The organism is Intrasporangium calvum DSM 43043 (assembly GCF_000184685.1).
Taxonomy (GTDB): Bacteria; Actinomycetota; Actinomycetes; order Actinomycetales; family Dermatophilaceae; genus Intrasporangium; species Intrasporangium calvum.
Map to the genome: position 1 here is coordinate 1574488 of NC_014830.1, position 23500 is coordinate 1597987.

19 protein-coding genes are annotated in these 23500 nt (G+C 71.9%); 11 read left to right on the forward strand and 8 right to left on the reverse strand.

Annotated features, from left to right (window positions below; all coding sequences use genetic code 11):
• Nucleotide 1 precedes the first annotated feature (1 nt).
• The 3 genes from INTCA_RS07155 to INTCA_RS07165 are packed head-to-tail and all read left to right on the forward strand — an operon-like array spanning nucleotide 2 to nucleotide 2405.
• The gene (locus INTCA_RS07155; protein WP_013492245.1) at nucleotides 2–1123 is read left to right on the forward strand and encodes a thiolase family protein; all 1122 of its coding nucleotides are present in this window, start codon (nucleotides 2–4) and stop codon (nucleotides 1121–1123) included.
• A complete protein-coding gene (locus INTCA_RS07160) occupies nucleotides 1114–1806 on the forward strand; it encodes an energy-coupling factor ABC transporter ATP-binding protein (protein WP_013492246.1) in 693 nt (230 codons plus the stop codon). Before INTCA_RS07155 ends, INTCA_RS07160 begins: the two co-directional genes overlap by 10 nt.
• Complete coding sequence (locus INTCA_RS07165; RefSeq protein ID WP_013492247.1) at nucleotides 1803–2405, forward strand: energy-coupling factor transporter transmembrane component T family protein; 603 nt, start codon at nucleotides 1803–1805, stop codon at nucleotides 2403–2405. Before INTCA_RS07160 ends, INTCA_RS07165 begins: the two co-directional genes overlap by 4 nt.
• 30 nt (nucleotides 2406–2435) lie before the next feature.
• On the opposite strand, the gene INTCA_RS07170 is transcribed toward INTCA_RS07165, so the two are convergent.
• The 3 genes from INTCA_RS07170 to INTCA_RS07180 all read right to left on the reverse strand — a co-directional run bounded on the left by INTCA_RS07170 (nucleotide 2436) and on the right by INTCA_RS07180 (nucleotide 7476).
• Nucleotides 2436–3092 (reverse strand): biotin transporter BioY, encoded by a 657-nt coding sequence (locus tag INTCA_RS07170; RefSeq protein ID WP_013492248.1) that lies wholly within the window; start codon nucleotides 3090–3092, stop codon nucleotides 2436–2438.
• A gap of 117 nt (nucleotides 3093–3209) precedes the next feature.
• The gene (locus INTCA_RS07175) at nucleotides 3210–5153 is read right to left on the reverse strand and encodes a caspase family protein (protein WP_013492249.1); all 1944 of its coding nucleotides are present in this window, start codon (nucleotides 5151–5153) and stop codon (nucleotides 3210–3212) included.
• Between the two features lie 4 nt (nucleotides 5154–5157).
• Nucleotides 5158–7476: a CHAT domain-containing protein gene (locus tag INTCA_RS07180; protein ID WP_013492250.1), complete on the reverse strand. Its 2319-nt coding sequence runs from the start codon at nucleotides 7474–7476 to the stop codon at nucleotides 5158–5160.
• A 195-nt stretch (nucleotides 7477–7671) separates the two neighbouring features.
• On the opposite strand from INTCA_RS07180, the gene INTCA_RS07185 reads away from it, so the two are divergent.
• A complete protein-coding gene (locus INTCA_RS07185; protein WP_013492251.1) occupies nucleotides 7672–8283 on the forward strand; it encodes a YgjV family protein in 612 nt (203 codons plus the stop codon).
• 95 nt (nucleotides 8284–8378) lie between these two features.
• On the opposite strand, the gene INTCA_RS07190 is transcribed toward INTCA_RS07185, so the two are convergent.
• Nucleotides 8379–8753, reverse strand: a complete 375-nt coding sequence (locus INTCA_RS07190) for a thioesterase family protein (protein WP_148236509.1) — start codon at nucleotides 8751–8753, stop codon at nucleotides 8379–8381.
• A 115-nt stretch (nucleotides 8754–8868) separates the two neighbouring features.
• Between INTCA_RS07190 and INTCA_RS07195 the strand changes: the two genes are divergently transcribed.
• The 4 genes from INTCA_RS07195 (at nucleotide 8869) to plsY (ending at nucleotide 14397) form a co-directional block, all read left to right on the forward strand.
• Nucleotides 8869–9552: a lysoplasmalogenase family protein gene (locus tag INTCA_RS07195; RefSeq protein WP_148236511.1), complete on the forward strand. Its 684-nt coding sequence runs from the start codon at nucleotides 8869–8871 to the stop codon at nucleotides 9550–9552.
• 222 nt (nucleotides 9553–9774) lie between these two features.
• Nucleotides 9775–12729 carry a leucine--tRNA ligase gene (locus tag INTCA_RS07200; RefSeq protein WP_013492253.1) on the forward strand — a complete coding sequence of 985 codons (2955 nt, stop codon included), beginning with the start codon at nucleotides 9775–9777 and terminating at the stop codon, nucleotides 12727–12729.
• A gap of 37 nt (nucleotides 12730–12766) precedes the next feature.
• Complete coding sequence (locus tag INTCA_RS07205; protein ID WP_013492254.1) at nucleotides 12767–13798, forward strand: DegV family protein; 1032 nt, start codon at nucleotides 12767–12769, stop codon at nucleotides 13796–13798.
• Entirely contained in the window at nucleotides 13795–14397 is a 603-nt protein-coding gene (gene plsY / locus INTCA_RS07210) for a glycerol-3-phosphate 1-O-acyltransferase PlsY (protein ID WP_013492255.1), read from the forward strand. Before INTCA_RS07205 ends, plsY begins: the two co-directional genes overlap by 4 nt.
• A gap of 174 nt (nucleotides 14398–14571) precedes the next feature.
• Here plsY and purU read toward each other — a convergent pair whose 3' ends face one another.
• The gene (purU, locus tag INTCA_RS07215; RefSeq protein WP_013492256.1) at nucleotides 14572–15414 is read right to left on the reverse strand and encodes a formyltetrahydrofolate deformylase; all 843 of its coding nucleotides are present in this window, start codon (nucleotides 15412–15414) and stop codon (nucleotides 14572–14574) included.
• Between the two features lie 153 nt (nucleotides 15415–15567).
• Between purU and INTCA_RS20290 the strand changes: the two genes are divergently transcribed.
• Together INTCA_RS20290 and INTCA_RS07225 are read left to right on the forward strand one after the other, a co-directional pair.
• Nucleotides 15568–16647, forward strand: coding sequence for a helix-hairpin-helix domain-containing protein (locus INTCA_RS20290; RefSeq protein ID WP_234423954.1), 1080 nt, complete (start codon nucleotides 15568–15570; stop codon nucleotides 16645–16647).
• Nucleotides 16644–19088 (forward strand): ComEC/Rec2 family competence protein, encoded by a 2445-nt coding sequence (locus INTCA_RS07225; protein WP_244859882.1) that lies wholly within the window; start codon nucleotides 16644–16646, stop codon nucleotides 19086–19088. The genes INTCA_RS20290 and INTCA_RS07225 overlap by 4 nt, the downstream gene beginning before the upstream one ends.
• 60 nt (nucleotides 19089–19148) lie before the next feature.
• Here INTCA_RS07225 and INTCA_RS07230 read toward each other — a convergent pair whose 3' ends face one another.
• The 3 genes from INTCA_RS07230 to INTCA_RS07240 all read right to left on the reverse strand — a co-directional run bounded on the left by INTCA_RS07230 (nucleotide 19149) and on the right by INTCA_RS07240 (nucleotide 22337).
• Nucleotides 19149–20687, reverse strand: a complete 1539-nt coding sequence (locus INTCA_RS07230) for a gamma-glutamyltransferase (protein ID WP_013492259.1) — start codon at nucleotides 20685–20687, stop codon at nucleotides 19149–19151.
• Between the two features lie 97 nt (nucleotides 20688–20784).
• On the reverse strand, nucleotides 20785–21360 hold the full coding sequence (locus INTCA_RS07235) for a peroxidase-related enzyme (RefSeq protein WP_013492260.1): 576 nt from the start codon (nucleotides 21358–21360) through the stop codon (nucleotides 20785–20787).
• Nucleotides 21361–21395: 35 nt separating this feature from the next.
• A complete protein-coding gene (locus INTCA_RS07240) occupies nucleotides 21396–22337 on the reverse strand; it encodes a LysR family transcriptional regulator (protein WP_013492261.1) in 942 nt (313 codons plus the stop codon).
• Between the two features lie 58 nt (nucleotides 22338–22395).
• Between INTCA_RS07240 and INTCA_RS07245 the strand changes: the two genes are divergently transcribed.
• A complete protein-coding gene (locus INTCA_RS07245; RefSeq protein ID WP_013492262.1) occupies nucleotides 22396–23304 on the forward strand; it encodes a Sir2 family NAD-dependent protein deacetylase in 909 nt (302 codons plus the stop codon).
• Nucleotides 23305–23500 lie beyond the last annotated feature (196 nt).

Sequence of the window (23500 nt, forward strand, 5' to 3'; positions counted from 1 at the left end):
CATGACCGAGGCGTTCATCGTCGCGGCGCGCCGCACGCCGATCGGCACGGCGGGTCGCGGCCTCGCCGGCGTGTCGGCCGCCGCGCTCGGAGCTGCGGTCGTCGCAGCCGTGGCAACGGAGCTCGGGAGCCAGCCGGCCGAGGTGATCCTCGGCAACTGCATGGGGCCGGGTGGCGATGTCGCCCGGGTGGCCAGCCTCACTGCGGGCCTCCCTGCAGCCGTCCCGGCGATCACCGTGGACCGCCAGTGCGCCAGTGGGCTGGCGGCCATCGAGCTCGCGGCGCGGCTCGTCAGCGCCGGCTCAGGACCCATCGTCGCGGGTGGGGTCGAGAGCGCGTCGACGGCTCCCTGGCGCTCCTGGCCGCCGCAGGACGGGCGGCCGCCACAGCGCTATGAGCGGGCGCCGTTCGCGCCGCTCCCGGACGACATCGACATGGGGCTGGCCGCCGACCTGCTCGCGCTCGAGCGTGGCGTCACCCGCGAGCGACAGGACGCGTATGCCGCCGAGTCCCACGCGCGCGCCGTGCTGGCTGCCGCGCGGGGCGAGTTCGACGACGAGATCGTCCAGGTGGGCGGCATCCTCGCGGACGAGCGGCCCAAGCCGGCCTTGACCCCGCAGCTCCTGGCTCGTTTCCCAGCCGCCTTCCGGGAGGGCGGCACCGTGACGGTGGGCAACTCGTGCGGCGTCAACGACGGGGCGGCCGCGGTCGGCATCGTGCGGGCGGTCCGGGGGACCGCGGTCGGCCGGCCGGGCCTTCGGGTCCTCGGGGCGGCGTCGGCGGGCGTGAATCCGGGCCGACCTGGACTGGGGCTCGTCCCCGCCGTGGAGCTCGCCCTGGCCGAGGCCGGCCTCGGGATCGACGACCTCGACGTCGTCGAGGTCAACGAGGCGTTTGCGGGGCAGGTCCTCGCCTGCTGTGACGCGCTCGGGCTGGACCCGGGTCGCGTGTGCCCCGGAGGTGGCGCTCTGGCGCTCGGCCACCCGTGGGGAGCGAGCGGCGCTGTCCTCGTCGTGCGCCTGTTCACCCAGCTCGTGCGTCAGGACCGGGGCCGGTACGGCCTGGCTGCGATCGCGGCCGGCGGCGGTCAGGGCACCGCCGTGGTGGTGGAAGCATGCCGGTGATCGAGTTCGATGCCGTCCGGCACGCCTATCCGGTGTCCGGGTCGGAGCGGACCGTGCTGGAGGATGTCTCCCTGCGGCTCACCGAGCACCGAGTGGGTGTCATCGGCGCCAACGGCTCCGGCAAGTCGACGTTCGTGCGGATGATCAACGCCCTCGTCCTCCCCACCGCCGGTGCGGTCCGGGTCGACGGGCTGGACACCGCCAAGGATGCCCGGGCGATCCGGCGCCGGGTCGGGTTCTGCTTCACGGACCCCGACGCCCAGATCGTCATGCCCACGGTGGGGGAGGACGTGGCCTTCGGGCTTCGCCGCCGCGGGCTGTCCAAGCAGGAGGTGGCGGCACGGGTCGACGCGGCGTTGGAGGCGTACGGCCTGCAAGGGCACCGGGACCACCCGGCTCACCTGCTCTCGGGCGGCCAGAAGCAGCTGCTCGCCCTGGCTGCGGTCCTGGTCACCGACCCGGACGTCGTCGTCATGGACGAGCCGACGACCCTGCTCGACCTCGTCAACGCCCACCGGGTGCGCCAGGTGGTCGCCGGGCTTCGTCAGCAGGTCGTCCTCGTGACGCATCACCTCGACCTGGTCGAGGACTTCGAGCGCGTCCTCGTCTTCCACGAGGCGCGGTTGCGCTTCGACGGTCCGCCCGGTGAGGCGGTCGAGGCCTACCGTCGGCTCGTGCTGTGAGCGCCCTCGCCGTCTACGTCCCGCGCGACAGCCTCGTCCACCGGCTCCCTGCGGGGACCAAGCTGGTCTGCCTCGTCGTCGCGGCGGCGGTCACTTTCGCTCTGAGCCGGCCCTGGCAGGTGGCGCTCGCGCTCGGCGTGGTCGCGCTCCTCTACGGGGTGGCTCGGGTCCCGTGGCGCACCGCGCTCGACCAGGTCCGGCCGCTCGGCTGGTTCCTCGGGGCACTGGCCGCGTTCCAGGTCGTCGTCGCCGGGTGGGAGCGGGCGGTGGTCGTCGTCGGGGGCATGCTCGGTCTGGTCCTGCTCGCGGCCTTGGTCAGCCTGACGACGCGCACGACGGCGATCGTCGACGTCGTGGTCCGTTCGCTCCGGCCGCTGAGGCGAGTCGGAGTCGACCCTGAGCGAGTGGGCCTGCTCGTCGCGCTCGGCATCCGCTCCGTCGCGGTCATCATCGAGCTCGCGCGCGAGGTCCGACAGGCGCAGCTGGCCAGGGGGGCCGGGTCGAGTCCGCTGGCCTTCATCGTGCCGCTCGTCCTGCGCACACTGCGCCACGCCGACCGACTGGCGGACGCGCTCGTCGCCCGTGGTGTCGACGACTGAGCGCGGCGCCTCGTCGTCAGAGCGCGCTCGTCACGCGCTCGCGCGCGGCGTCCGCGAACTCGCTCTGGCCGAGGTAAGGGGCTCGTCCGGGAATGCGACGTGCCGGTCGTGTTCCGCCACTGTGCCGCGCTGCGGCAACAGCCCCGGGTAGCCGCGATGCACGGCGCCGGCCACCAGAGTGGCGAGGACGGCCTTGGCCAGGTCGCCGACGAGGAAGAGGGCGCTGCCGGCCATGGCAGCAGGAAGGCTGATGCCAGCTCGCCAAGCGGTGGCGGGCACCCCAATCGCATAGAGGACGATGATGCCGCCGAGGACGATGGCGACCAAGCCGTGGCCGGTGTGGTAGGGCGCGCCGCGCCGGACGATGAGTGCGCCGATGACGAACGCGGCGACGGGGAAGCCGACGAGGTAGCCGACGCTGGGTCCGGCGAAGACCCCGAGACCACCTCGCCCGCCGGACAGCAGGGGGAGCCCGAGGGCGACGAGGAAGAGGAAGAGGAGCACGGCCGCCGCGCCACGGCGGGCACCGAGCACCGCACCGGCGATCATGATGCCGAGCGACTGGACCGTGATGGGCACCGGGAAGCCGAACGGCGAGAAGGCCGGGACGAGGCCGAGGACGGCGATGAAGCCGGCGAAGGTTGCGGTCAGGGCGAGGTCGCGAGTGGGGCTCGGGGACGGGCTCATGAGATCTCCTGGATCGGTGTGGAGGGCGGTCCGGGGCAGGGCGTGCCCACGGTACGACGTCCCTCCCCGGGCGCGCGAATGAAGCCCGAACCGTGGCCGCATCCGAGTCCGGGACGATCAGTCGGGCGCCGGCCGCCTCGTCACGACGTAGAGGTCGTCGGTGCGCCAGTCGGCCACCGCGCCCGGGGGGGCGGCCGTCCCGCTCCGCGTCGCGACCCGCACCAGCAGCCGGTCCAGGGTCGAGTGCGGTTGCCCGCCTCGCCGCACGACCGGTGGAGCCTGGGCGACATCCACGTCCAGCTCGGGCTGCTCGAGGGAGCGCGGGTCGAACTCGAGGGTGCTCGTGATGATCTTGAGGTGGTCGGTCACCTGCACCGTGCCTGCCTCCCACAGCTGGTCCGACAGCTGACCGGTGAGTCCGACGGCTCTCGAGGTGCCCGCCTCGAGACTGGTCGACCCGGCCGGGAAGGCGTCCGTGAAGATGCCGTACGTCTCGGTGAGGTCGAGCAGCGCGCACCAGAGGGGCTGCGGCGTCGTGTTGGTGAGGGTGACGGTGAAGGTCGGTGCCCGCTCGCCGGCGTACGCGATCTCGAGCCGGCCGTCCTCGGTGAGTCGCCCGGACTCCGACGTGACCACGACCCGCATCGAGCCGGGAGAGAGCCGGGTCGCGGGGTTGCCGAGGGACGAGAGCCGGAGCCATCGCGCCACCCGCTCGAGGGCGGTGATGGTGCGCTGCTCGCAGTGCTGCCCCGCCACGACGGGTACGAGAGGGCGGGTGACTCCGGGCCGGGTGATGGCGAAGCCGGCCGGCAACGCGCGCACCACCAGGTCGGCCATCGTCGGGTCGCCCGTCACCTGGATCAGCGTCGTGTCAGCCGAGGCCGCGGCGGCCTCCAGGGCCTCGGTGCCGGCAGACTCTCCGACGATCGCGACGTCGAGTGGCTTCAGGGGGATCGTCCTGACGACCGCTCGGTAGACGAACCCCGGGTCGAGGTCGGGCACGACGTCGACCAGCGACCGGTCGGGCAGCACGGAGGTCACGGCGGCCTCGGCGAGCGGGGCGCCATCCGTCTCGTCGCCGAGCGCATAGACCGCGAGCTCGGTCGTGTCCTCCCCGATCGGCTCCGGCACACCGTGCACCGCGCCGGCATCGATGCTCCAGCCGTCGGGGAGGCGGCTCAGGGTCAGCTGCATGGGACGGGCCGGCAGGACCCCACCGAGGAAGGCGAGGTCCAGGTCTGTCGCGTCCCCCGTCTCGAGCTGCGGGTGCTGGGCCTCCACCCTTCCCAGCACGCCGGCGGTGACGAACCGGTGGATCTCGCGGTAGGTCAGCTCGTGGCTGTGGTCGCGGAGGGCTCGCTCGAGGGCCGCCGAGAGCGCGCCACGACAACGACCGCCGACAGTGAGCTCCTTGGCGGTCTCCCCGGAACGGCATGCAGCGAGGAGGACGTGGTTCGCCCCGACGCGGGTCGACCACGCGCTGCGCGTCGGGGCAGGACCACGCTGGTCAGGCGGCCCGGGCATGGAGGCATCGGGCAGGAAGGTGTCCCAGGGGCGGGCCCGCGGGTCCTCGGGTGCCAGACGCAACCGGACCGAGCCGTTGGCGTCCCGGGTGCCGTCTCCTGAGTGGCAGCAGTCCAGGACCACGAGGAGGTGGCCGACGGACTCGGCCACGCCCGCGAACAGGCCGCTCAGCTCCTTGTCGGCGAGGTCCCAACCACCGGGAGAACGGCTGTCCACGAGGACGATCGTCTCGTTGCGCCGGTCCGGCTCGACGCTCCACAACTCCGGAGGCGCCTGCTGCTGGGACCCGTGACCGCTGAAGTAGAAGAGCGCGACCGAGTCGGCCCCCCGTCCTGCGAGGTGGCTGCGAATGGCGTCGACGACGGCGGCTCGGGTGGCCTGCTCGTTGGTGAGGACACGGAGGTCGAGGTCACCCGGGGGCACCCGCGCGGTCAGCGTCTCCGCCATCGCCCTCACGTCGTTGACGCACCCGACGAGGGGAGGCACCGGCTCGGGGTAGCCGTCGATGCCGACGAGGAGGGCATGGAGGGTGGGCACGGGGTCAGCCCGCGTCCGCGAGGAGGACGGTCTGCCACTGCGCAGGGTGGTTCTGCGCGCGCGCTGTCCGGTCCGGGTTGCTGCTCAGCATCGCCTTCAACGTGCCGGCCCGTTCCGCGTCACTGACGTTGAGGTTCATCCCGACGACCGTCCCCCGCGCTGGTGCGATGCTGAGTCCCAAGGTCCTCCACGGCACCCGAGCCTCGAGCTGGTAGCCGTCAGCCGTGTCGCGGCGGGCCACGACGATCGACGGTTCGTCGTCACCGGCCGCGAAGCGTCCCTTGCTCACCCGGTTGATGGCCGCCCGCGCCCCTCGGTTGCCGTCGTCCACCAGGCCGATGAGGACATGGAGGTCACGACCTGGACGCAGTGGGTCGTTCGCACCGAGCGGCCTCGGGTCCGGGCCGAACTCGAACGACACGCCGTCCCCGGTCCAGAAGCTCCCTGGGTCAGACGTCCGCACGGCGGTCAGCCGGGAGTCCGTGACGGCCGCGTAGAGGAAGAGCGCGTCCTTGTCCCACAGCATCTTCCACGTGCTCGAGAGTCCGTCGCGAACCCCGCCTCGGCGATCGACGACGGCGGTGACGGGGTGGGTCGTCACCGACCGCCAGTCGTCGAACTCTCCGTCGACGACCGGAGCCACCGGGGCGCACCCCACACTGAAGGAGGTCCGCGGTGGTGCCGATGCTGCCGGGGACCCGCAGGCGAGGTCGACCAAGGGCTCGGCGCGCTGCATCAGGGTGGGCAGCAACCGCCAGGCGAGGAACCCGGCCCCGAGGACGACCAGCCACAGGACGACTCTGACCACCCGCGCCGGGCGGATCCGCCCGGCAGCTCTGGAGGAACCGCCCGGTGCCCGACCGCGCGCACTGCGGTCCTGCTGCTCGCGCTCGGGCTCCAGGAGGTCGCGTTGCGCCCTCGCCTCCTCCGCCTGGCGGGCTTCCTCCTCGCGGCGGGCTGCCTCCGCCTGGCGGGCCACAGCCGCCCGCGCCACCTCGGCCCGGCGAGCGGCGCTGACCGGGCCCTCGGGTGGCGCAGCGCCCGGCCCGCCCTTGACGGCTTCGAGGAGCGTCGTGACGTCTGCGTAGTCGGGGCGTTCCGAGGCGATCTGCTCGAGGATCGGCACAGCGGCTTCGGGCGTGGCCGATCCCAGCGACGACTGGGCTGCCGCGTAGAGCGACTCCAGGCGTCCTTCGGGTGCCGGCTCCGCGGTCCTCCCCAGGGCCGACACGTCGAACGGCTGACCCGACCCCGACCTGACGAGCACGGCCGTCCCCCACTCCGCCGACTCGTCGGACGTGGCCATCGCCTTGCGGACCTCGCAGATCGCCGCATCGATGGGCAGGCCACGGGTCAGGAAGTAGTAGAACTCGTGGCTGAAGACGAGCGCCGCCCGGTCGGAGATCTCCGTCTGCATGGCGACGACGGACGGCAGGCCCTGGCGCACGATGGCCTGGGCGACGCCGGAGAACGCGTCGCGCCCGCTCGTCCGCGCACCCTCACAGGCGTTGAGCACCACGAGCTGCATGCCGTTGGCGTCGTGGAGCAGGGTCCCGAGTCGTGACGCGCCGACTCGATGGCCGGTCCCGTCCTCACGTTCCAGGACGAGCACCCCCTCGTCGGCGCCCTGGTCGAAACCGCCGTGGCCGATGAAGTGGAAGACGTGGAAGGTGTCGAGCAGAGCCCGCTGGAGGCCGGTAAGCGTCGCTTCCGTCAGGACGACGAGCTCGAGCCGGCCGCTCGCGACGAGGTCTGCGGTCGTCGCCCGCAGCAGCTCCTCCTCGTGCGCCACGGCGAGCTGGGGCAGGTCCGACGGGCTCGAGATCATGACGAGCACCCGCAGCGGGGCAGCGACCCGGACCGCGGCCGGCACGTCCAGCGCGTCGAGGGAGCGGACGATCGGCGTCTGGGAGGACAGGGTGAGGAACCGCCCGAGCTCGCTGTCGTAGAGGTACTCCCACGGGACCGGCTCGAGGTCCGGAGCGGCGTCGAGGGCGAGGCGCACCCGAAGGCCCAGACCCTGCTGCTTCGCGCTCGAGAGGCTCTCCCGGAAGAGCCGGTCGACCTCTCCGGCGAACAGGGCGTCACCCAGGCGTTTGCCGTACTCCCGGACATCGGTGACCCGGGTCTCGGCCGGAACGAGCCGGCGCGAGGCGATCCGTGGTGGCCCGACGGCTGTCATGAACTGGGCGAGCTCCACCGCCGTGAACGGCAGGACGAATGTGGCGGTGCCCGTACCGGCAGGCGAGCTCGTCACCCGGGCCCCCTGCCCGGCCGACGTGTTCTCGATGGAGACCTCGAAGTCGAGATAGTCGCGTTCCACGGCGACCCCCCTCACCGACGGGACCCAGCTCGGATCGGCACATCCCTGACCCTCTACAGAGGCTAGTCCTCGTTCGGGTGATACCTGACGGAATCGCAGGGTCTGCCCACGTTGCCGCGGCCCAGGATCGGGGCAGAGCGCTCGACGCTGCTCGCCGACCGGAGGGGGGAGCCCGCTGGTCGGTAGGCTCCGGACATGCACGGTTGGTGGCTCGAGGCGGCGGGGTGGGTCGGCTCCGCCGTCCTCGTCTGGTCGCTCCTCCAGACCGAGCTGCGACGCCTGCGGCTCATCAACCTCGTCGGCTGCATCGTCCTCATCGGCTACAACCTCGTCGTCGGGGTGTGGCCGATGGTGGGCCTCAATGTCGTCCTGGCCGTGATCAACGTGGTGCACCTGGTCGGGATGTCGCGGCACCGGCACGACGCGGCCTCCTACGCCGTGCTCGAGGTGGCCGGCGATGACGAGTACCTCCGGCACGTCCTGCGCGTCCACGAGGGCGACATCCGCCGCTACAACCCGAGTTTCGTCCACGACCCGTTCACGGGGGACCCGTCCTACCTCGTCCTCAGGGGCGACGCGACGGTCGGGGTCGTGCTCATCCGTGATCTCGGTGACGGGCGGGCCCAGCTGCTCCTCGACTACGTCACCCCGCCCTACCGCGACCTGTCCCCGGGAGAGTTCGTCTTCGGGCCGCAGGGGCCGTTTCGGGCGCACGGCTTCCGAAGGGTCCTCACGCCGCGCGACATGGTCGATCCGTACTACGAGCGTCTCGGCTTCCGCAGGGAGGGCGACGCCTACGTCGTGTGACGCTGGGAGCCAGCCCAGCGGCATACGGCCGCAGTGACTTTCGTATGCCGCTCAGCCCGCCCACGCGCGCCGGCGGCGGGAGCGCTCCGGTGGGGTCAGACGAGCTTGCGGCACCGCGTCATGAAACGGTCGGGGTCGACGATCGCCCGGTGGACCTCCCCGTGGCCGAGCTCGTCGCCCTCGGCGTCCTTGATGCTGACGAAGCAGACGAGGCGGCGGCCGTCGTTGATCGGCTCGGCACAGTGGACCGTCACCTCGCTCCCGACCTGGCTGCCCTTGATGTGCTCGAACTTGACCATGGTGCCGACCGTGGTGTGGTTGGCGTCGACGGAGTGCTGGCACACCTGGAAGGCGGCGCTCTCGCACCACTCGACGAGCCGGGGCGTGGCGACCACGTCCAGGTCACCCGTGCCGAGCTTCGCTGCCGTGTCGTCCGGGGTCACCGTGTGCTGGAACTGGCGCATTGGCATTGGTCGAGTCTGGCACGATTCCGGACCTGGCCCGTGCGGCCGTCCCAAAAGGTGATCTGATCGTCGCCGCGTGTCCAGTCCATCCCTCGTGCGGGCGGCTGCCAACCTTGGGCCTGTGGAGACCCATGTCATGGTTCTCGCGGTGGCGGTCGCCTTCACGGCGGCCCTGAGCTGGTTCGCCATCGCGCGAGGGGACCATGTCGTCGACGTCATCACCCGGCCGACCTTCCCGGTCCTCCTCGGCGGGCTGGCCTGGTCCCTGGCAACGGGGACCGGCGGGGCGGAGGTCCCCGTCGCCGGCGGTCCGGTCGCGGTCCTGCAGCCCGTCCTCGTGGCGCTCGCGCTCCAGCTGGTCGTCGACGCGCTGCTGCTCACCGCGACCGAGCGGCGCTACCTGCTGGCGCTCTGGGTCTCGGTGCTCGCGCACATCGCGTGGGCGTGGGCCGTCGTCTCCTCGCCGGGCTCGGCCGGGTTCCGCTGGTGGGTTCCCCTCGCCCTCCTCGGGCTGGGTGTCCTGCACGGCCGGTGGGGGCGGGACGTCGTCCGGTTCTCGGGACGGCAGCGCGGCCTGGTCCTGCTGCAGCTGCTCTCCCTCGCGGTCCTCGTGGTCGTGGCCGCCTGGCAGCAGGATCGCGAGGTCCTCGGTGGGTCCGGTCTCCTGCTGGCCTCGTACCTCCTGCTGGGCCACGACCGCTTCGTGCGGGAACGGCGGTGGGCGCCCGTCCTCGTCCTCGTCCTCTACCACTCGGCCCTGGCGCTGCTCGTCGTCGGGCTGCTCGGAGCCACCGCATCCGGCTGAGCCGACCAGCCGGGGCGGATGCCGCTGGGCTCGGTCCCAGCGCGCGGCACCCACGGCGGCGGGGCTCGGTCCTGCGCTAACCTTGGGCGCATGGCTGGTCAGCTGCTCCTTCCGCAGCCGCGTTGACCAAGGCCGGGTCCCCGGCATCGACGCGGCCCCCCTCCTGTGCGAGGGGTTTTCTTTTGTCCCGGCAGTGCTGACCCACCTGACCAGAGAGAAGACATGAGCGAGCAGACGCAGACCAACGAGACGCCGTTCCGCTACACCGCCGCGATGGCCGCGGCCATCGAGGTCGCCTGGCAGGACAGGTGGGAGGAGCAGGGCACGTTCGACGCGCCGAACCCGGCCGGTCCCTGGGCGCAGCCGGACGAGGTGGCGCAGCGCGGGGAGAAGCTCGTCGTCCTCGACATGTTCCCCTATCCCTCCGGAGCAGGCCTCCACGTCGGTCACCCGCTCGGCTACATCGCGACCGACGTCTACTCGCGCCTCCACCGGATGCTCGGCAAGAACGTCCTCCACGCGCTCGGCTACGACGCGTTCGGGCTGCCGGCCGAGCAGTTCGCCGTGCAGACGGGACAGCACCCGAGGAAGACGACCGAGGAGAACATGACCGTCATGCGGCGCCAGCTGCGCCGACTCGGTCTGGGCTTCGACAACCGCCGCACCTTCGCGACGATCGACGAGAACTACTACAAGTGGACCCAGTGGATCTTCCTCCAGATCTGGGACGCGTGGTACGACGAGGACGCCGAGCGGCCCGACGGCGGCCGGGGCAGGGCGCGACCGATCAGCGAGCTCGTCGAGGAGCTCGAGTCGGGGCGTCGGGCCGTGCTCACCGAGGACGGCCGCCCGTGGTCCGAGCTGACGGCCACCGAGAAGGCCGAGGAGCTCGACGGCCACCGCCTGGCCTACCGGTCCGAGGCCCCGGTCAACTGGTGCCCCGGACTCGGGACCGTCCTGTCCAACGAGGAGGTCACCAACGAGGGCCGCTCCGAGCGCGGCAACTTCCCGGTCTTCCGTCGCAACCTGTCCCAGTGGATGATGCGGATCACGGCGTACGCCGACCGTCTCGCCGACGACCTCGACCGGGTCGACTGGCCCGAGAAGGTCAAGCTCATGCAGCGCAACTGGATCGGGCGGTCCCAGGGTGCGCGCGTGCGGTTCCCCGTCGTCACCGTTGCCGGCGACAAGACCGACATCGAGGTCTTCACCACTCGCCCGGACACCCTCTTCGGTGCGACCTTCATGGTGATCGCCCCGGAGCACCCGCTCGTGGACCGCCTGGTGCCCGAAGGTGACTGGCCAGACGGCACGCACGAGGACTGGCGCGGAGCCGATCCCGTTGCCGCGGCGACCCCGCGCTCCGCGGTCGCCGCCTACCAGCTCGCGGCCTCGCGCAAGGGAGACGTCGAGCGGCAGACCGAGGGCAAGGACAAGACCGGCGTCTTCACCGGCAGCTGGGCGACCAACCCGCTGAACGGAGAGGCGATCCCCGTCTTCGTCGCCGACTACGTCCTCATGGGCTACGGCACCGGCGCGATCATGGCGGTCCCCGGCCATGACGTGCGCGACTTCGAGTACGCCACGAAGTTCTCCCTCCCGATCCGCCGGGTCGTCGCCCCCTCGGTCGAGGAGGCCGACGGGCCGCTCGAGGAGGCCTTCGTCGGCGCGGGGTTGGCGGTCAACTCCGCCAACGACCACGTCGACCTCAACGGTCTGGCGCTCGACGAGGCCAAGGAGCGCATCATCGAGGCGCTCGAGCGCGACGGGATCGGCGAGGGCGCGGTCACCTACCGGATCCGCGACTGGCTCTTCAGCCGGCAGCGCTACTGGGGAGAGCCGTTCCCGATCATGTTCGACGAGGACGGGGTGTCGTACCCAGTTCTCGAGGACGAGCTGCCGCTGACCCTGCCGGAGGTGCCGGACTACAGCCCGAAGACCTTCGACCCGGACGACGCGACGAGCAGCCCGGAGCCGCCGCTCTCGCGCGTGCCGGAGTGGGTCAACGTCGAGGCCGACCTCGGGGACGGTCGCGGGATGCGACGCTTCCGCCGCGAGACCAACACCATGCCCAACTGGGCGGGGTCGTGCTGGTACTACTTCCGCTACCTCGACCCGGCCAATGACGAGAAGTTCGTCGACCCGGCCAACGAGGCGTACTGGCTGGCGAAGCAGGCGGCTCCCGTTGCTGGCGCGCCGGCCGGCACCCTGGACCCCGGCGGCGTCGACCTCTACGTCGGCGGCGTCGAGCATGCGGTCCTGCACCTGCTCTACGCGCGGTTCTGGCACAAGGTGCTCTTCGACCTCGGCCACGTCCAGAGCGAGGAGCCGTTCCGCAAGTACTTCTCCCAAGGCTACATCCAGGCGTACGCCTACACCGACAGCCGTGGACAGTACGTGCCGGCCGCCGAGGTGGAGGAGCAGCCGGGTGCGCAGGGTGCCGAGTCGACGTTCAGCTGGCGGGGGGAGCCGGTCAACCGGGAGTACGGCAAGATCGGCAAGTCGCTGAAGAACTCCGTGAGCCCCGACGAGATGTACGACGCCTACGGCGCCGACACGTTCCGGCTCTACGAGATGTCGATGGGCCCGCTCGAGCTGTCCAAGCCGTGGGAGACGCGCGCCGTCGTCGGGTCGCAGCGCTTCCTGCAACGCTTGTGGCGCAACGTGGTCGACGAGGTCACGGGTGACGTCCGCGTCGCTGACATCGCTCCCGACCAGGCCCTGACGACGCAGCTGCACCGCACCATCGCGGGCGTGCGCGAGGACTTCGAGGGCCTGCGCTTCAACACGGCGATCGCCAAGCTGATCGAGCTCAACAACGCCGTGACCAAGCTCGACGTGCCGCCTCGCGAGGTCATGGAGGCGCTCGTCCTGATGATCGCGCCCGTGGCGCCGCACATCGCCGAGGAGCTGTGGTCCAGGCTCGGTCACCCGGGCGGGGTGTCCTACGTGCCGTTCCCCGTGAGCGACGCGTCCAAGATCGTGGAGGAGCAGGTCACCTGCGTCATCCAGATCAAGGGCAAGGTCCGGGACCGCGTCGAGGTGCCGCCGGACATCAGCGAGGACGACCTGCGGGAGCTCGCCCTGTCGCGAGAGAAGGTCAGGGTGGCCACCGAGAGCGGGATCCGCACCGTGATCGTGCGGGCGCCCAAGCTCGTCAACGTCGTCCCGCTCTGAGGAAGGGCACCATGCCGTATGCCGCTGAGCTGGCCGGGTGCCCACGGTGACCACCGAGGGCTCCCGGCCGACCGACCGCCTGGGCGACCGGCTGGGCGAGCTGGTCGGCCAGCGGTTGCGCCGCTGGTCGAGGAACCGGGCCGCCGACCTGGCTCGCGAGGAGGCGGAGCCGCCTCGGGTCGACGTGCGGCTCGTCACCGACTCGACGGCCTACCTGCCCGAGGACCTGGTGACGGAGCACCGGATCGAGGTGGTCCCGCTCCACGTCGTCGTCGCGGGCCGCGAGCACGTCGAGGGTCGTGACATCACGGCCGCACAGGTCGCCGCCGCATTGAACGAGTACACCATCGTCACGACCTCACGTCCGAGCCCCGCCGTCTTCGCTGAGGTGTACTCCCGGCTCGCCGCCGAGGGCGCCACCCACGTGGTGTCGGTGCACCTGTCCAGCCAGATGTCCGGCACCTATGAGGCGGCCACGCTCGCCGCCGCGGAGGCGTCGGTGCCCGTCGTCGCGATCGACAGCGAGACGATCGGCATGGCGATGGGCTTCGCCGTCATCGCGGGGGCCGAGCGCGCCTCGCGGGGCGGTGGCCTCGAGTCGGTGCTCGCCGCGGTGAACTCACGCCTCGGACCGTCGTCGGTGACCTTCTACGTCCACACCCTCGAGCACCTGCGTCGCGGCGGCCGGATCGGCGCAGCGTCAGCCCTGCTCGGCTCAGCGCTCGCGATCAAGCCGATCCTCTCGGTGCGCGACGGTCGAATCGTCCCCGTCGAGAAGGTCCGGACGTCGGCTCGGGCCATCGCCCGCCTCGTCGCGCTCGCGGTCGAGCAGGCCGAGGCGTCGGGCGTGGCGGTCGACATCGCCGTGCACCACCTCGACTCCGCCGACCGGGCCGAGGCGGTCGCGACGCAGCTCCGCGAACGGGTCCGGGGCGCCCGGTCGGTCCTCGTCCTCGAGCTCGGGGCCGTCGTCGGCGCTCACGTCGGGCCCGGCACCGTGGCGGTCGCCGTGTCCCCGCGGCCCGGGGACGTGCTCGAGCCGCAGGACGCCGGGGTCGACCCGCTGTGAACGGGGCCACCCCCGCGGTCCTCGGGGGAGCGGTGGTGGTGGCCTTCCTCATCGGTTCGGTGAACCCGGCCACGATCGCGGCCCGTCTCCTCGGCAAGGACCTGACGGCCTCCGGCTCCGGCAACCCGGGAGCGACCAACGCCGGTCGGGTCCTCGGCCGCCGGTGGGGAGTGCTCGTCGGGGTGCTGGATGTGCTCAAGGGTCTGGCCCCGACGTTCTTCGCTGGTCAGTGGTTCGGGGCGCACGCGGCCTACGCCGTGGGTCTCGCCGCGATCCTCGGGCACATCTTCTCGCCGTTCCTGCACGGTCGTGGCGGCAAGGGGGTGGCCACGACCCTCGGTGCCATCCTCGGTGTGCACCCGTGGGTCGCGATCGTCGTGCTCGGGGTGTTCGCGGTCGCGGTCGTGCTGACGCGCTGGGTGGCGGCCGGCTCGATCTTCGCAGCGCTCGGACTGCTCGTGACGGCTGGGGTCGTCCTCGCGGGACGGGCGCCGGGTGACCTGTGGACCGGCCTGTGGCTCATCGCGATCGCGCTCGTCGTGCTGTGGCGGCACGACAAGAACGTCATCGGCTGGTGGCGGCAGCGCCACCTCCACTGACCCACGCAGCCAGCCCCCGTCGAGTGTGCACTTCCTGCCGCCCCGACCTCCGTCGAGTGTGCACTTCCTGCCGCCCCGACCTCCGTCGAGTGTGCACTTCCTGCCGGATCCTTCTCTTCCCCGGCGGCAGGTACTGCACACTCGACGAGCGGCGAGCGCGGCGGTGAACGCGGCTCAGAAGACGATGGTGCGCCGCCCGGAGAGGAAGACCCGGCTCTCGGCGTGGTCGCGCACCGCGCGCGAGAGCACCCGGCGTTCGACGTCTCGCCCGATGGCGACCAGACGTTCCGGTGTCTCTGCGTGGGTCACCCGAACGACGTCCTGCTCGATGATCGGCCCCTCGTCGAGGTCGCCGGTGACGTAGTGGGCGGAGGCGCCGATCAGCTTCACTCCCCGCTCGTGGGCCTGGTGGTAGGGCTTGGCTCCCTTGAAGCCGGGCAGGAACGAGTGGTGGATGTTGATCGCGCGCCCGGCCAGCTGCTGGCACAGGTCGTCGGAGAGGATCTGCATGTACCGCGCCAGGACGACGAGGCCGACGTCCTGCGCCGCGACGAGTCGGAGCAGCTCGGCCTCGGCGGCGGCCTTGGTCTCCTTCGTCACCGGAAGGTGCGTGAAGGGCACGCCGTAGTACTCGACGAGCCCGCGCGTGTCCTCGTGGTTCGAGACGACACCGACGATGTCGATGGGGAGGTCACCCGACTTCCACCGGTAGAGCAGGTCGAGGAGGCAGTGGTCGAACCTGCTCACGAGGATCAGGGTCCGGCAGCGCTCGTCGGCGGGACGCACGGCGAGGTGCTGGTGCTCGACGGCGGCACTCCGGTCGATGGCGTCGAGGACGGTCTGAACCTCGTCCTGGGCCGCGTCGAAGACGGTCCGCATGAAGAAGAGGTTGGTGTCCTCGTCGGAGAACTGCTGGTTCTCGACGATGTTGGCGTTGACGTCGAGGAGCGCTGTCGAGACCGCGGCGACGATGCCGGGACGGTCGTCGCAGGTGAGGGTCATGATGTGCCGGGCCATCCGAGGATTGTGGCCCAGCGACGGGCAGGCCTCCCAATCGGGGGGTCGGCATCTCGTGGGCTGACCATCCACATCCCCTTGGGGCCGGACCCGTCGTCCACAGAGGTGGCTCGATGTCAGGTGGGCGCGGGCTCGCTTGCCTAGTTTCGCCGTATGCCGCTGAGCCGAGTCCCGAGGGCCCCTGATCTCGAGCGCGTGGTGCAGATCCTGGGTGGACGGGTCGTGGGGGAGCGCACGGGCGGCGCCGAGGCATCCGGTGGCTGGGTGCCGACCCCTCCCGGAGGCGGGCAACCGGCCGTGGCCCGGACGGATCCCGACGTCGGTGGCTCGGATCCCGCAGGCGACCCGTTCGACCTCGTCGACCTGGCGGCGGGCCACCCAGGGGAGCCTGGCCGGCCCGCGGCCCGGCTGCAGGAACAGTTGCGACGAGCGAGGCGTCCTTCCCTCGTGACCGTGCCGGCCTCGATCCGGGCGGGCCGGGTGTCCGTGACGAGCAGTGCGGTCGTCGCCGTGCTGGCGCTCGTCGTCGCGCTCGGGTGCGCCTTCGCGGTGCGGGTCCTCTGGGCCGAGCGGGCGGCCCAGGGCCGGCCGCTGGCCCAGGCGCACGAGTCGGACGCGGGGGCCGGGTCGACCGGCGGTCAGGACGCCGCGCCGATGGCCGTGACCCGCTCGCTCCAGGTCGGTGGCAGCTCCCCACCGACGGGCCTGTTCCCTGGTGGGGCTGCGGGGGGCGCCGCGGGGGATACTGCGGGAGCCGCGGCACCAGCCGAGGTGGTGGTCCACGTCGTCGGACAGGTCAGGAAGCCAGGGCTGGTCCGGCTGCGCGCCGGCTCCCGGGTCGCCGACGCCCTCGAAGCGGCCGGCGGAGTGACACAGCGGGCGGACGTGGCGGCGCTCAACCTCGCCCGTCCGGTCAGCGACGGGGAGCAGGTCTTCGTTCCCAGACCAGGGGAGTCAGTGACCCCGGGGCCCTCGGGTTCGGGGTCCGGCGGGTCCGGAGGAGTCGCGGGTGGCGGCGGCTCGGCTGGTGCATCGGGGTCCGGCCCGGTCAACCTCAACACCGCCGACCTGGCCGGCCTGGAGACCTTGCCGGGCGTGGGGCCGGTGCTCGCGCAGCGGATCGTCGACTGGCGCACCGAGCACGGCCGGTTCAGCTCGGTCGAGGAGCTCGGGGAGGTGAGCGGGATCGGGGACAAGATGCTGACCCAGCTCCGGCCCAAGGTCACGGTGTGAGCCGAACGGTGGCGCGTCCCCACCGGCGGACGCGGGCGGACGAGGTCGTCCGCGTGCCGCGGCGGCTCGACGCCCGGCTGCTCGTCCCGGTCCTCATCAGCTGGCCGGTCGTCGCGTTCGTCGCGCTCCTCGTCCCGACCGCCTGGGTGTGGTCCGCGGCGCTCCTGGCCGGCATCGGCTCGGCCGGCGTGGTCCGGACGCGGCCCCCGTCGTCAGCCGTGCGCCTCACCGCGTTGACGTTTGCGGTGCTCGCCCTGCTGCTGCTGGCCACGGCCGGCCACCGGACGGTCCGCGACGTCGGGCCCTTGGAGCACCTGGCAGGGGCGCAGGCCGTGGTGACGGTCCGCGGCAGTGTGGCCGCGGAGCCGCGGGTCGTCGGAGGCGTGCTGGCCGACGGAGACTTCGCGGTCACCGGCGGCGCCGAGGAGGCGGGGCGCGAGCCGATGGTCCTGGTGCGCGTCGACGTCCGAGAGGTCGAGGGCCGAGGCCGCGCCACCGCGGTCAGCGCGCCGATCCTCGTCATGGGGGACGAGTCCTGGGCTGGTGTCCGGTGGCACGAGGACGTCCAGGCGGTGGTGCGGCTGGCGCCGGCGGAAGCGGGGGACGCGGTGGTGGCCCTGGCCCGACCGAAGAGCCCCCCGACCCTCGCCGGGCACCCGGGTGCGGTCTTTCGGGCCGCCGACTCCGTGCGGTCGGACTTCCGCGCGGCGACGGCAGGACTGAGCAACGATGCCCGAGGTCTCGTCCCAGCCCTGGTGATCGGGGACACGAGCCGGACTCCCGAGGACCTCACCGCGGCCATGCTCGACACGGGTATGAGTCATCTCAGCGCCGTGTCCGGCAGCAACGTCACGTTGGTGCTCGCGGTGGGGCTCGGCCTGTGCCGGTTGGTCGGGGTCCCCCGACGGGGCCGGCCCTGGGTCGCCCTCGGCGTGCTCGCGGCCTTCGTGGTGCTCGCCCGGCCCGAGCCCAGCGTCATCCGCGCCGCGGTCATGGGGGCCGTGGGCCTGCTGGCCCTGTCGACGTCGCGTCGTCAGGCGGGAGTACCCGCCCTCTCAGGGGCGGTCGCCGTCCTCCTCGTCTGGGACCCGTGGCTGGCCAGGTCCTACGGCTTCGCGTTGTCGAGCATGGCCACGCTGGGCCTGCTGCTCTTCGCCCAGCCCTGGGGAAAGGCGATCGCCCGCGCCCTGCCGACCCGGCTGGGGTGGTTCGGGCCCGTTCTCGCGGTTCCCCTCGCGGCCCAGGCCGTCTGTGGCCCGATCGTCGTGCCGCTCCAGGGCACGGTCTCACTCGTGGCCGTGCCGGCCAACCTCCTGGCGGCACCGCTCGTCGGGCCCACGACCATCCTCGGCGTGGCCGTCGCCGTGCTCTCGGTGATCTGGGTGGAGGGTGCGTCGTGGGTGGCGTGGCTCGCGGGCGCTCCGGCTCAGGGCATCGCGTGGGTCGCGCGGAGCTGTGCCGAGATGCCCCTCGGGAACCTCGAGTGGGGTGACTCGGCGGCGGCTGCACTGGGCCTCGCCGGGGTCACTGTCGCGGTGGTCGTCCTGACACCGTGGGCATGGCGTCGGGCCCGGCTCCGTCCGCTGCTCGGCCTGGCCGCGGTCCTCGTCGCCGTGGCGGCAGCGGCCCCGACGAACATCGTCACGTGGCCCCCTCCGGGCTGGGTCTTCGTGGCCTGCGACGTCGGCCAGGGCGACGGGCTGGTCATCAACAGCGACTCGACGGAGGGCACGGGGCACGCAGTGGTCGTCGACGCCGGCGAGGACCCGGACCTCATCGACGGTTGCCTGGACCGGCTCGGGGTCGACGTCGTGGACCTGGTCGTCCTCAGCCACTTCCACGCCGACCACGTCGCGGGCCTGGCGGGTGTCGTCGCCGGCCGGAACGTGGCGGAGATCCGGGTCTCGCCCGTCGCGGAGCCAGGGACGATGGCCCGCGGCGTGCGTGAGCTCGCTGCCACGGAAGGGATTCCCGTCGGCGAGCTCCGGGCGGGAGACACGGTTCGTGTCGGACCCGTCACTGCGGAGGTCTGGTGGCCGGCGCACCTCATCAGTGACGGCTCGGTGCCGAACAACGGGTCGGTCGTCATGACGGTGCGGGTGAGGGGAGTGGACCTGCTGCTCTCAGGGGACATGGAGCGCGAGGCTGCGGCCCAGGTCCTCCGGGCCGCCCGCCGGGACCCGCAGCGCTGGGGCGAGGTCGACGTGCTCAAGGTCGCCCACCACGGGTCGAGCAACCGCGATGACCAGCTGCTCGAGATGGTTGAGGGGCGGTTGGCCGTCATCAGCGTCGGGGAGGACAATGACTACGGGCACCCGGCACCTGCGTTGCTGAGCGCCTTGGCGAGTCGAGGGTTCGCGGTCTACCGGACCGACCTGTCCGGAGACGTCGCGGTGACCGTGGACGCGGACGGCGAGATCGCGGTGCGGACGCGTGAGTAGCCTCGCTGGCCGCTGCGGTGCGACGAGGTGCCGGGCGCCGCGGCCCTACGCGCCGCAGCCCTACGCGCCATCCGAGGAGGCCACCCCGACCGCGCCCTCACGGCGTGAGTCGGCTGCGGCGAAGAGCTCGGCACCGTCCAGCCGGGCGGCCCCCACCCCGCCGAAGTACATGTGCCTCGACGGATACTCGTATCTGGGCAGCCCCCGGGTCTCCACGGCCGCTGCGATGGCAGGGTCCCGCTCGTGCTCGACCGCGGGTGTCCCGTCCTCGCGAAACCGGACGTGCAGACGGGGCGCCTCGATGGCGTCCTCGATGTCCGTGCCGCGGAGCAGCGCGGGGCCGAGCACCTGCAGCAGGGCGGTCGTGATCCGGTCCGCCCCCGGCGAGCCGACGGCGAGGCAGCCTCCGGAGGAGCTCCTCGCCGTGGTCGGCGCCATGTTGGACGCGAGCCGGGTCCCCGGGGCCAGGGCGTGCAGCCCGAGCCGGTTGAGCTCCGGCTCGCCGAGGGCGTTGTTGAGCAGGATCCCGGTGCCGGGGATCGCGATGCCGGCACCGTAGCCGGACGACATGGTGATCGCGCACGCCGTGCCGTCCGAGTCCGCGGCCGAGACGTGGGCGGTCGAGGCAGATGTGGGTAACCCCGCGAGGCCGTGCCGTTCGACGAGCTGGAGCAGGGCGTCCCCGTCGGCGAGGAGGTCGGGGGAGCGGTCGTGCACCGAGAGGCGGTAGGACAGGACGCGGGTCTGGATGTCGATGACATCGGTCCAGGACCAGCCCGGTTCACGGCCCGCCAGCTCGCCGAGCATGACGGCGAGCATCGGGCCGCCGACCGACGGTGGTGGGTTGAGGGCCACGGTCCAGTCGCCCAGCTGGCGCAGCGTCGGGCGGCGCACCACCGCCTCGTAGGCGAGCAGGTCATCGCGGGTGAGGAGACCGTCGTGCGCAGCCATCTCCTCGATGAGAACCCGGCCCACGACCCCGGTGGTGAAGAGCGCCGGCCCCTGGACGGCCAGCAGCTCGAGGATGTCGGCGAGATCGCTGTTCTGGACGACATCGCCGGCGCGCAGGGTGTGCCCCTCCGGGCCGGTGACGATGGCGTGGGCCTCGGCGTCGTCACCGAAGAGGCTCTCGCGGACGATTCCGAGATAGAGAGCTGAGGCCGCGCCGACCGCGAAACCGTCGCGGCACACCCGTTCCGTCGGCTCCACCACGCGGGACCAGGGCACCTTGCCGTGCAGCTCGATCGCCCGGGAAAGGGCGTGGACCGCTCCGGCGTTCGCCACCGAGCCGTACCCTGCGCCCAGCGTGATGCCGCCACCGTACTGGGTCTCGACGAACCGGATGCCCTGGCCGAACCGACTCGGGTCCAGGCCGCGCCCGGGCATCTCCACGTTGCCGTCGATGACGACGGGTGGGCCGCCGCCCGGCCAGATGTTGACGTAGGCACCACCCATGATGCTGACGATGCCCGGCTCGGTGCACATGGCCGCGATGGAGGCCGCCACTGCGGCGTCCACCGCGTTGCCGCCCTCGGCGACCACCGCGAGCCCGGCTTCCAGTGCTGCGGAGCTCGGCGCTGCAACCGCGACCTTCGTCATTGGCTCATTGTGCCGGGGCGTGGCCCCAGGGGGTGACGTTCGCCGCGCGCGAGGAAACCGGCTGGCGGAACCCAGCCCAGCGGCATACGGCCCAAGACTACGAGCGGCTCTGTGAGTGGTACTCGGCGTTGGGCACGAACCCGAGCGCCGAGGAGACCCGATTGGTCAGGTTGAACATCCCCACGACCTGGACGAGCTCCATGATCTGGTGGTCGTCGAGACCCACCTCCCGCAGCGGCTCGAGGTCCGCCTCGACGACGTCCGCAGGGTGCAGCGTGAGCTTCTCGGCGTAGGCCGCCATCGCGGACTCGCGGTCCGGGAGGCCGGCCTGACGCCAGTTGACCGCGACGAGGTCGGCGGTCCGCTCGTCCTCGGTGTAGGTCCGCAGCGCAGCGCCGTGCGAGATGACGCAGTAGGTGCAGCGGTTGACGTTGGAGACGACGAGGGCGAGCAGTTCACGGTCGGCGTTGCTCAGGTGGCCCTCCTTGTTGACGAGGAGGTTGAAGTAGTTCCACCAGGCGAGGAACTGGTCCCCGTTGACCGCCTGCGCGCGGAAGACGTTGGGTACGAAGCCGAACGCCTCCTCGGACTTGGCCCACAGCCTCGTGACGCCCTCCGGGACGTCCTCCGGAGCGGGCACGGGCAGGAACGAGATGTGTGCGTCATCGGCCATGACGGCACTGTATGCCGCTGGGCTCGCTCGCGCTGTCAGGCGGGGGAGAGTGCCGGCTCGGGTACGTCGACCCGGGCGCCGGCAGCCTCACCCAACGCTCGGAGCGCGGCCGCGACGGCGGGGACCCGCTGGAGGTCGGACGTCGTCACGGCGAGGATCTGGCGGCGTGAGACCGGAGAGAGGGAGAGGGTGGCGACGTCCTCGTGCTTGGCTGCGTTGAGGATCAGGTCAGGCACCAAGGCGACGCCGAGGCCGGCCGTGACCAGACCGATCTGGGCGACGTAGTCCTCGATCTCGAAGGCGACGTTGGGCCGGAAACCCTCATGGTCGGCCAGGGACACGAGGTGGCCACGGCAGCGGGGGCAGCCGGCGATCCACTCCTCGTCGGCGAAGTCGGACAGCCTGACGCTCTGCCGGTCGGCCAACTGATGGCTCTTGGGGACGACGACCCGGACCTCGTCGTCGAGGAGGTGGTGGGTCTGGAGGAGGGAGAGGTCCTCCTCGAGGACGCCGAGGTCGGCGCCCTCATAGGCGAAGGCCACTGCGACATCGCAGTCGCCGTTGCGCAGGGCGGCGAGGGACTCCGGCGGCTCGGCCTCGGTCAGGGTGACGACGATGTCGGGGTGGTGACGCTTGAGGATCGCGAGAGCCTTCGGCACGAGGGTCGCCGAGGAGCTGGGGAAGGCCTGGAGCCGGACCCGGCCCGCGCGGAGTCCCGCGATCGCCGTGATCTCCTCCTCAGCTGCGTCGAGTGCGGCGAGGACGCCGACCGCATGGCGGGCCAGCACCTGGCCGGCCTCAGTGAGACGCACCTGCCGGCCGTAGCGCTCGACGAGCACCGTCCCCGTGCGCTGCTCGAGGCGGCGCACCATCTGGGAGATGGCGGGCTGGGAGAAGCCGAGTGAGTGGGCGGCGCCGGTGAAGCTGCCCTCGTCGGCGATGGCCTTCATGACCCGAAGGCCCGCTGCGTCGATCATCCCCTCAGCATAACTGACACTTATGGTTTGCGGGGTTTGAGCGCATGAGACGTACGCTATGCAGGTGAAGCTTGCGACGACCCGGGTCCTGCCGCTCGTCACGGAGGACCTCGGGACGATGGATGACCTCGTCGACCTCGTCAGTGGTGGCGGGGTCCTCGTCCTCAGCGGGGCCGGGATGTCCACGGACTCGGGCATCCCCGACTACCGCGGGCCCGACGGGACCCGGCGCGTCGAGCCGATGACTCTGGGGGAGTTCGCCGGGTCGAGCGAGGCGCGCCGCAGGTACTGGGCGCGAAGCTACATCGGCTGGCAGCGGTTCAACCAGGCTCGGCCCAACTCCGGTCACGAGCGGGTCACCGCGCTGCAGCGGGATGGATATGTCGGGCCGATCATCACGCAGAACGTCGACGGGCTCCACCAGCAGTCGGGTGCTCGAGACGTCGTCGAGCTGCACGGCTCTCTCGACCGGGCCGTGTGTCTGACCTGCGGGGAGGTGACGTCCCGGGAGTCGCTGCACGAGCGCATGACGGAGGCGAACCCCGGCTTCCGGGAGCGGTTCGCTGCGGAGTCGGAGGCGGTCGGCTCCCAGTGGGGGGAGCAGGTGCGTCCCGACGGGGACATCGTCGTCGCGGACTCCCTCGTGGAGTCGTTCTATCCGCCCCTGTGCCTCGTCTGCGGCCGGGACACGGTCAAGCCGGATGTGGTCTTCTTCGGCGAGTCCGTCCCGAAGTCGTTGGTGGAGCGATGCTTCGGGCTCGTCGACGCCGCCGGTGCAGTGCTGGTGCTCGGGTCGTCGCTGTCCGTGATGAGCGGCTACCGGTTCGTGCGGCATGCGGCGCGGATCGGCGTTCCGGTGGCCATCGTCACTCGCTCGGCGACCCGCGGCGACGGGGACGCAACGATCCGGTTGCACGCCCCGCTCGCTTCGACGCTGGACGCGTTGGGTGTGGCGCTGAGGCACTGAGGCACTGGGGCGCTGACGGACTGACGCACTGGCGCGCTGACGCACTGACCCGTGAGGCGGGTCAGTGCGTGAAGGCCGCGGGCTGTGGATGACGGGCGCGGTTCCGGGTGCGGATCGGGCAGGATCATGGGACCGTTCTGTCACGTTTGCGCCCGTTTGCACGCCGGTGGCGTGCCTCGTTCAAGGTCAGGGGATC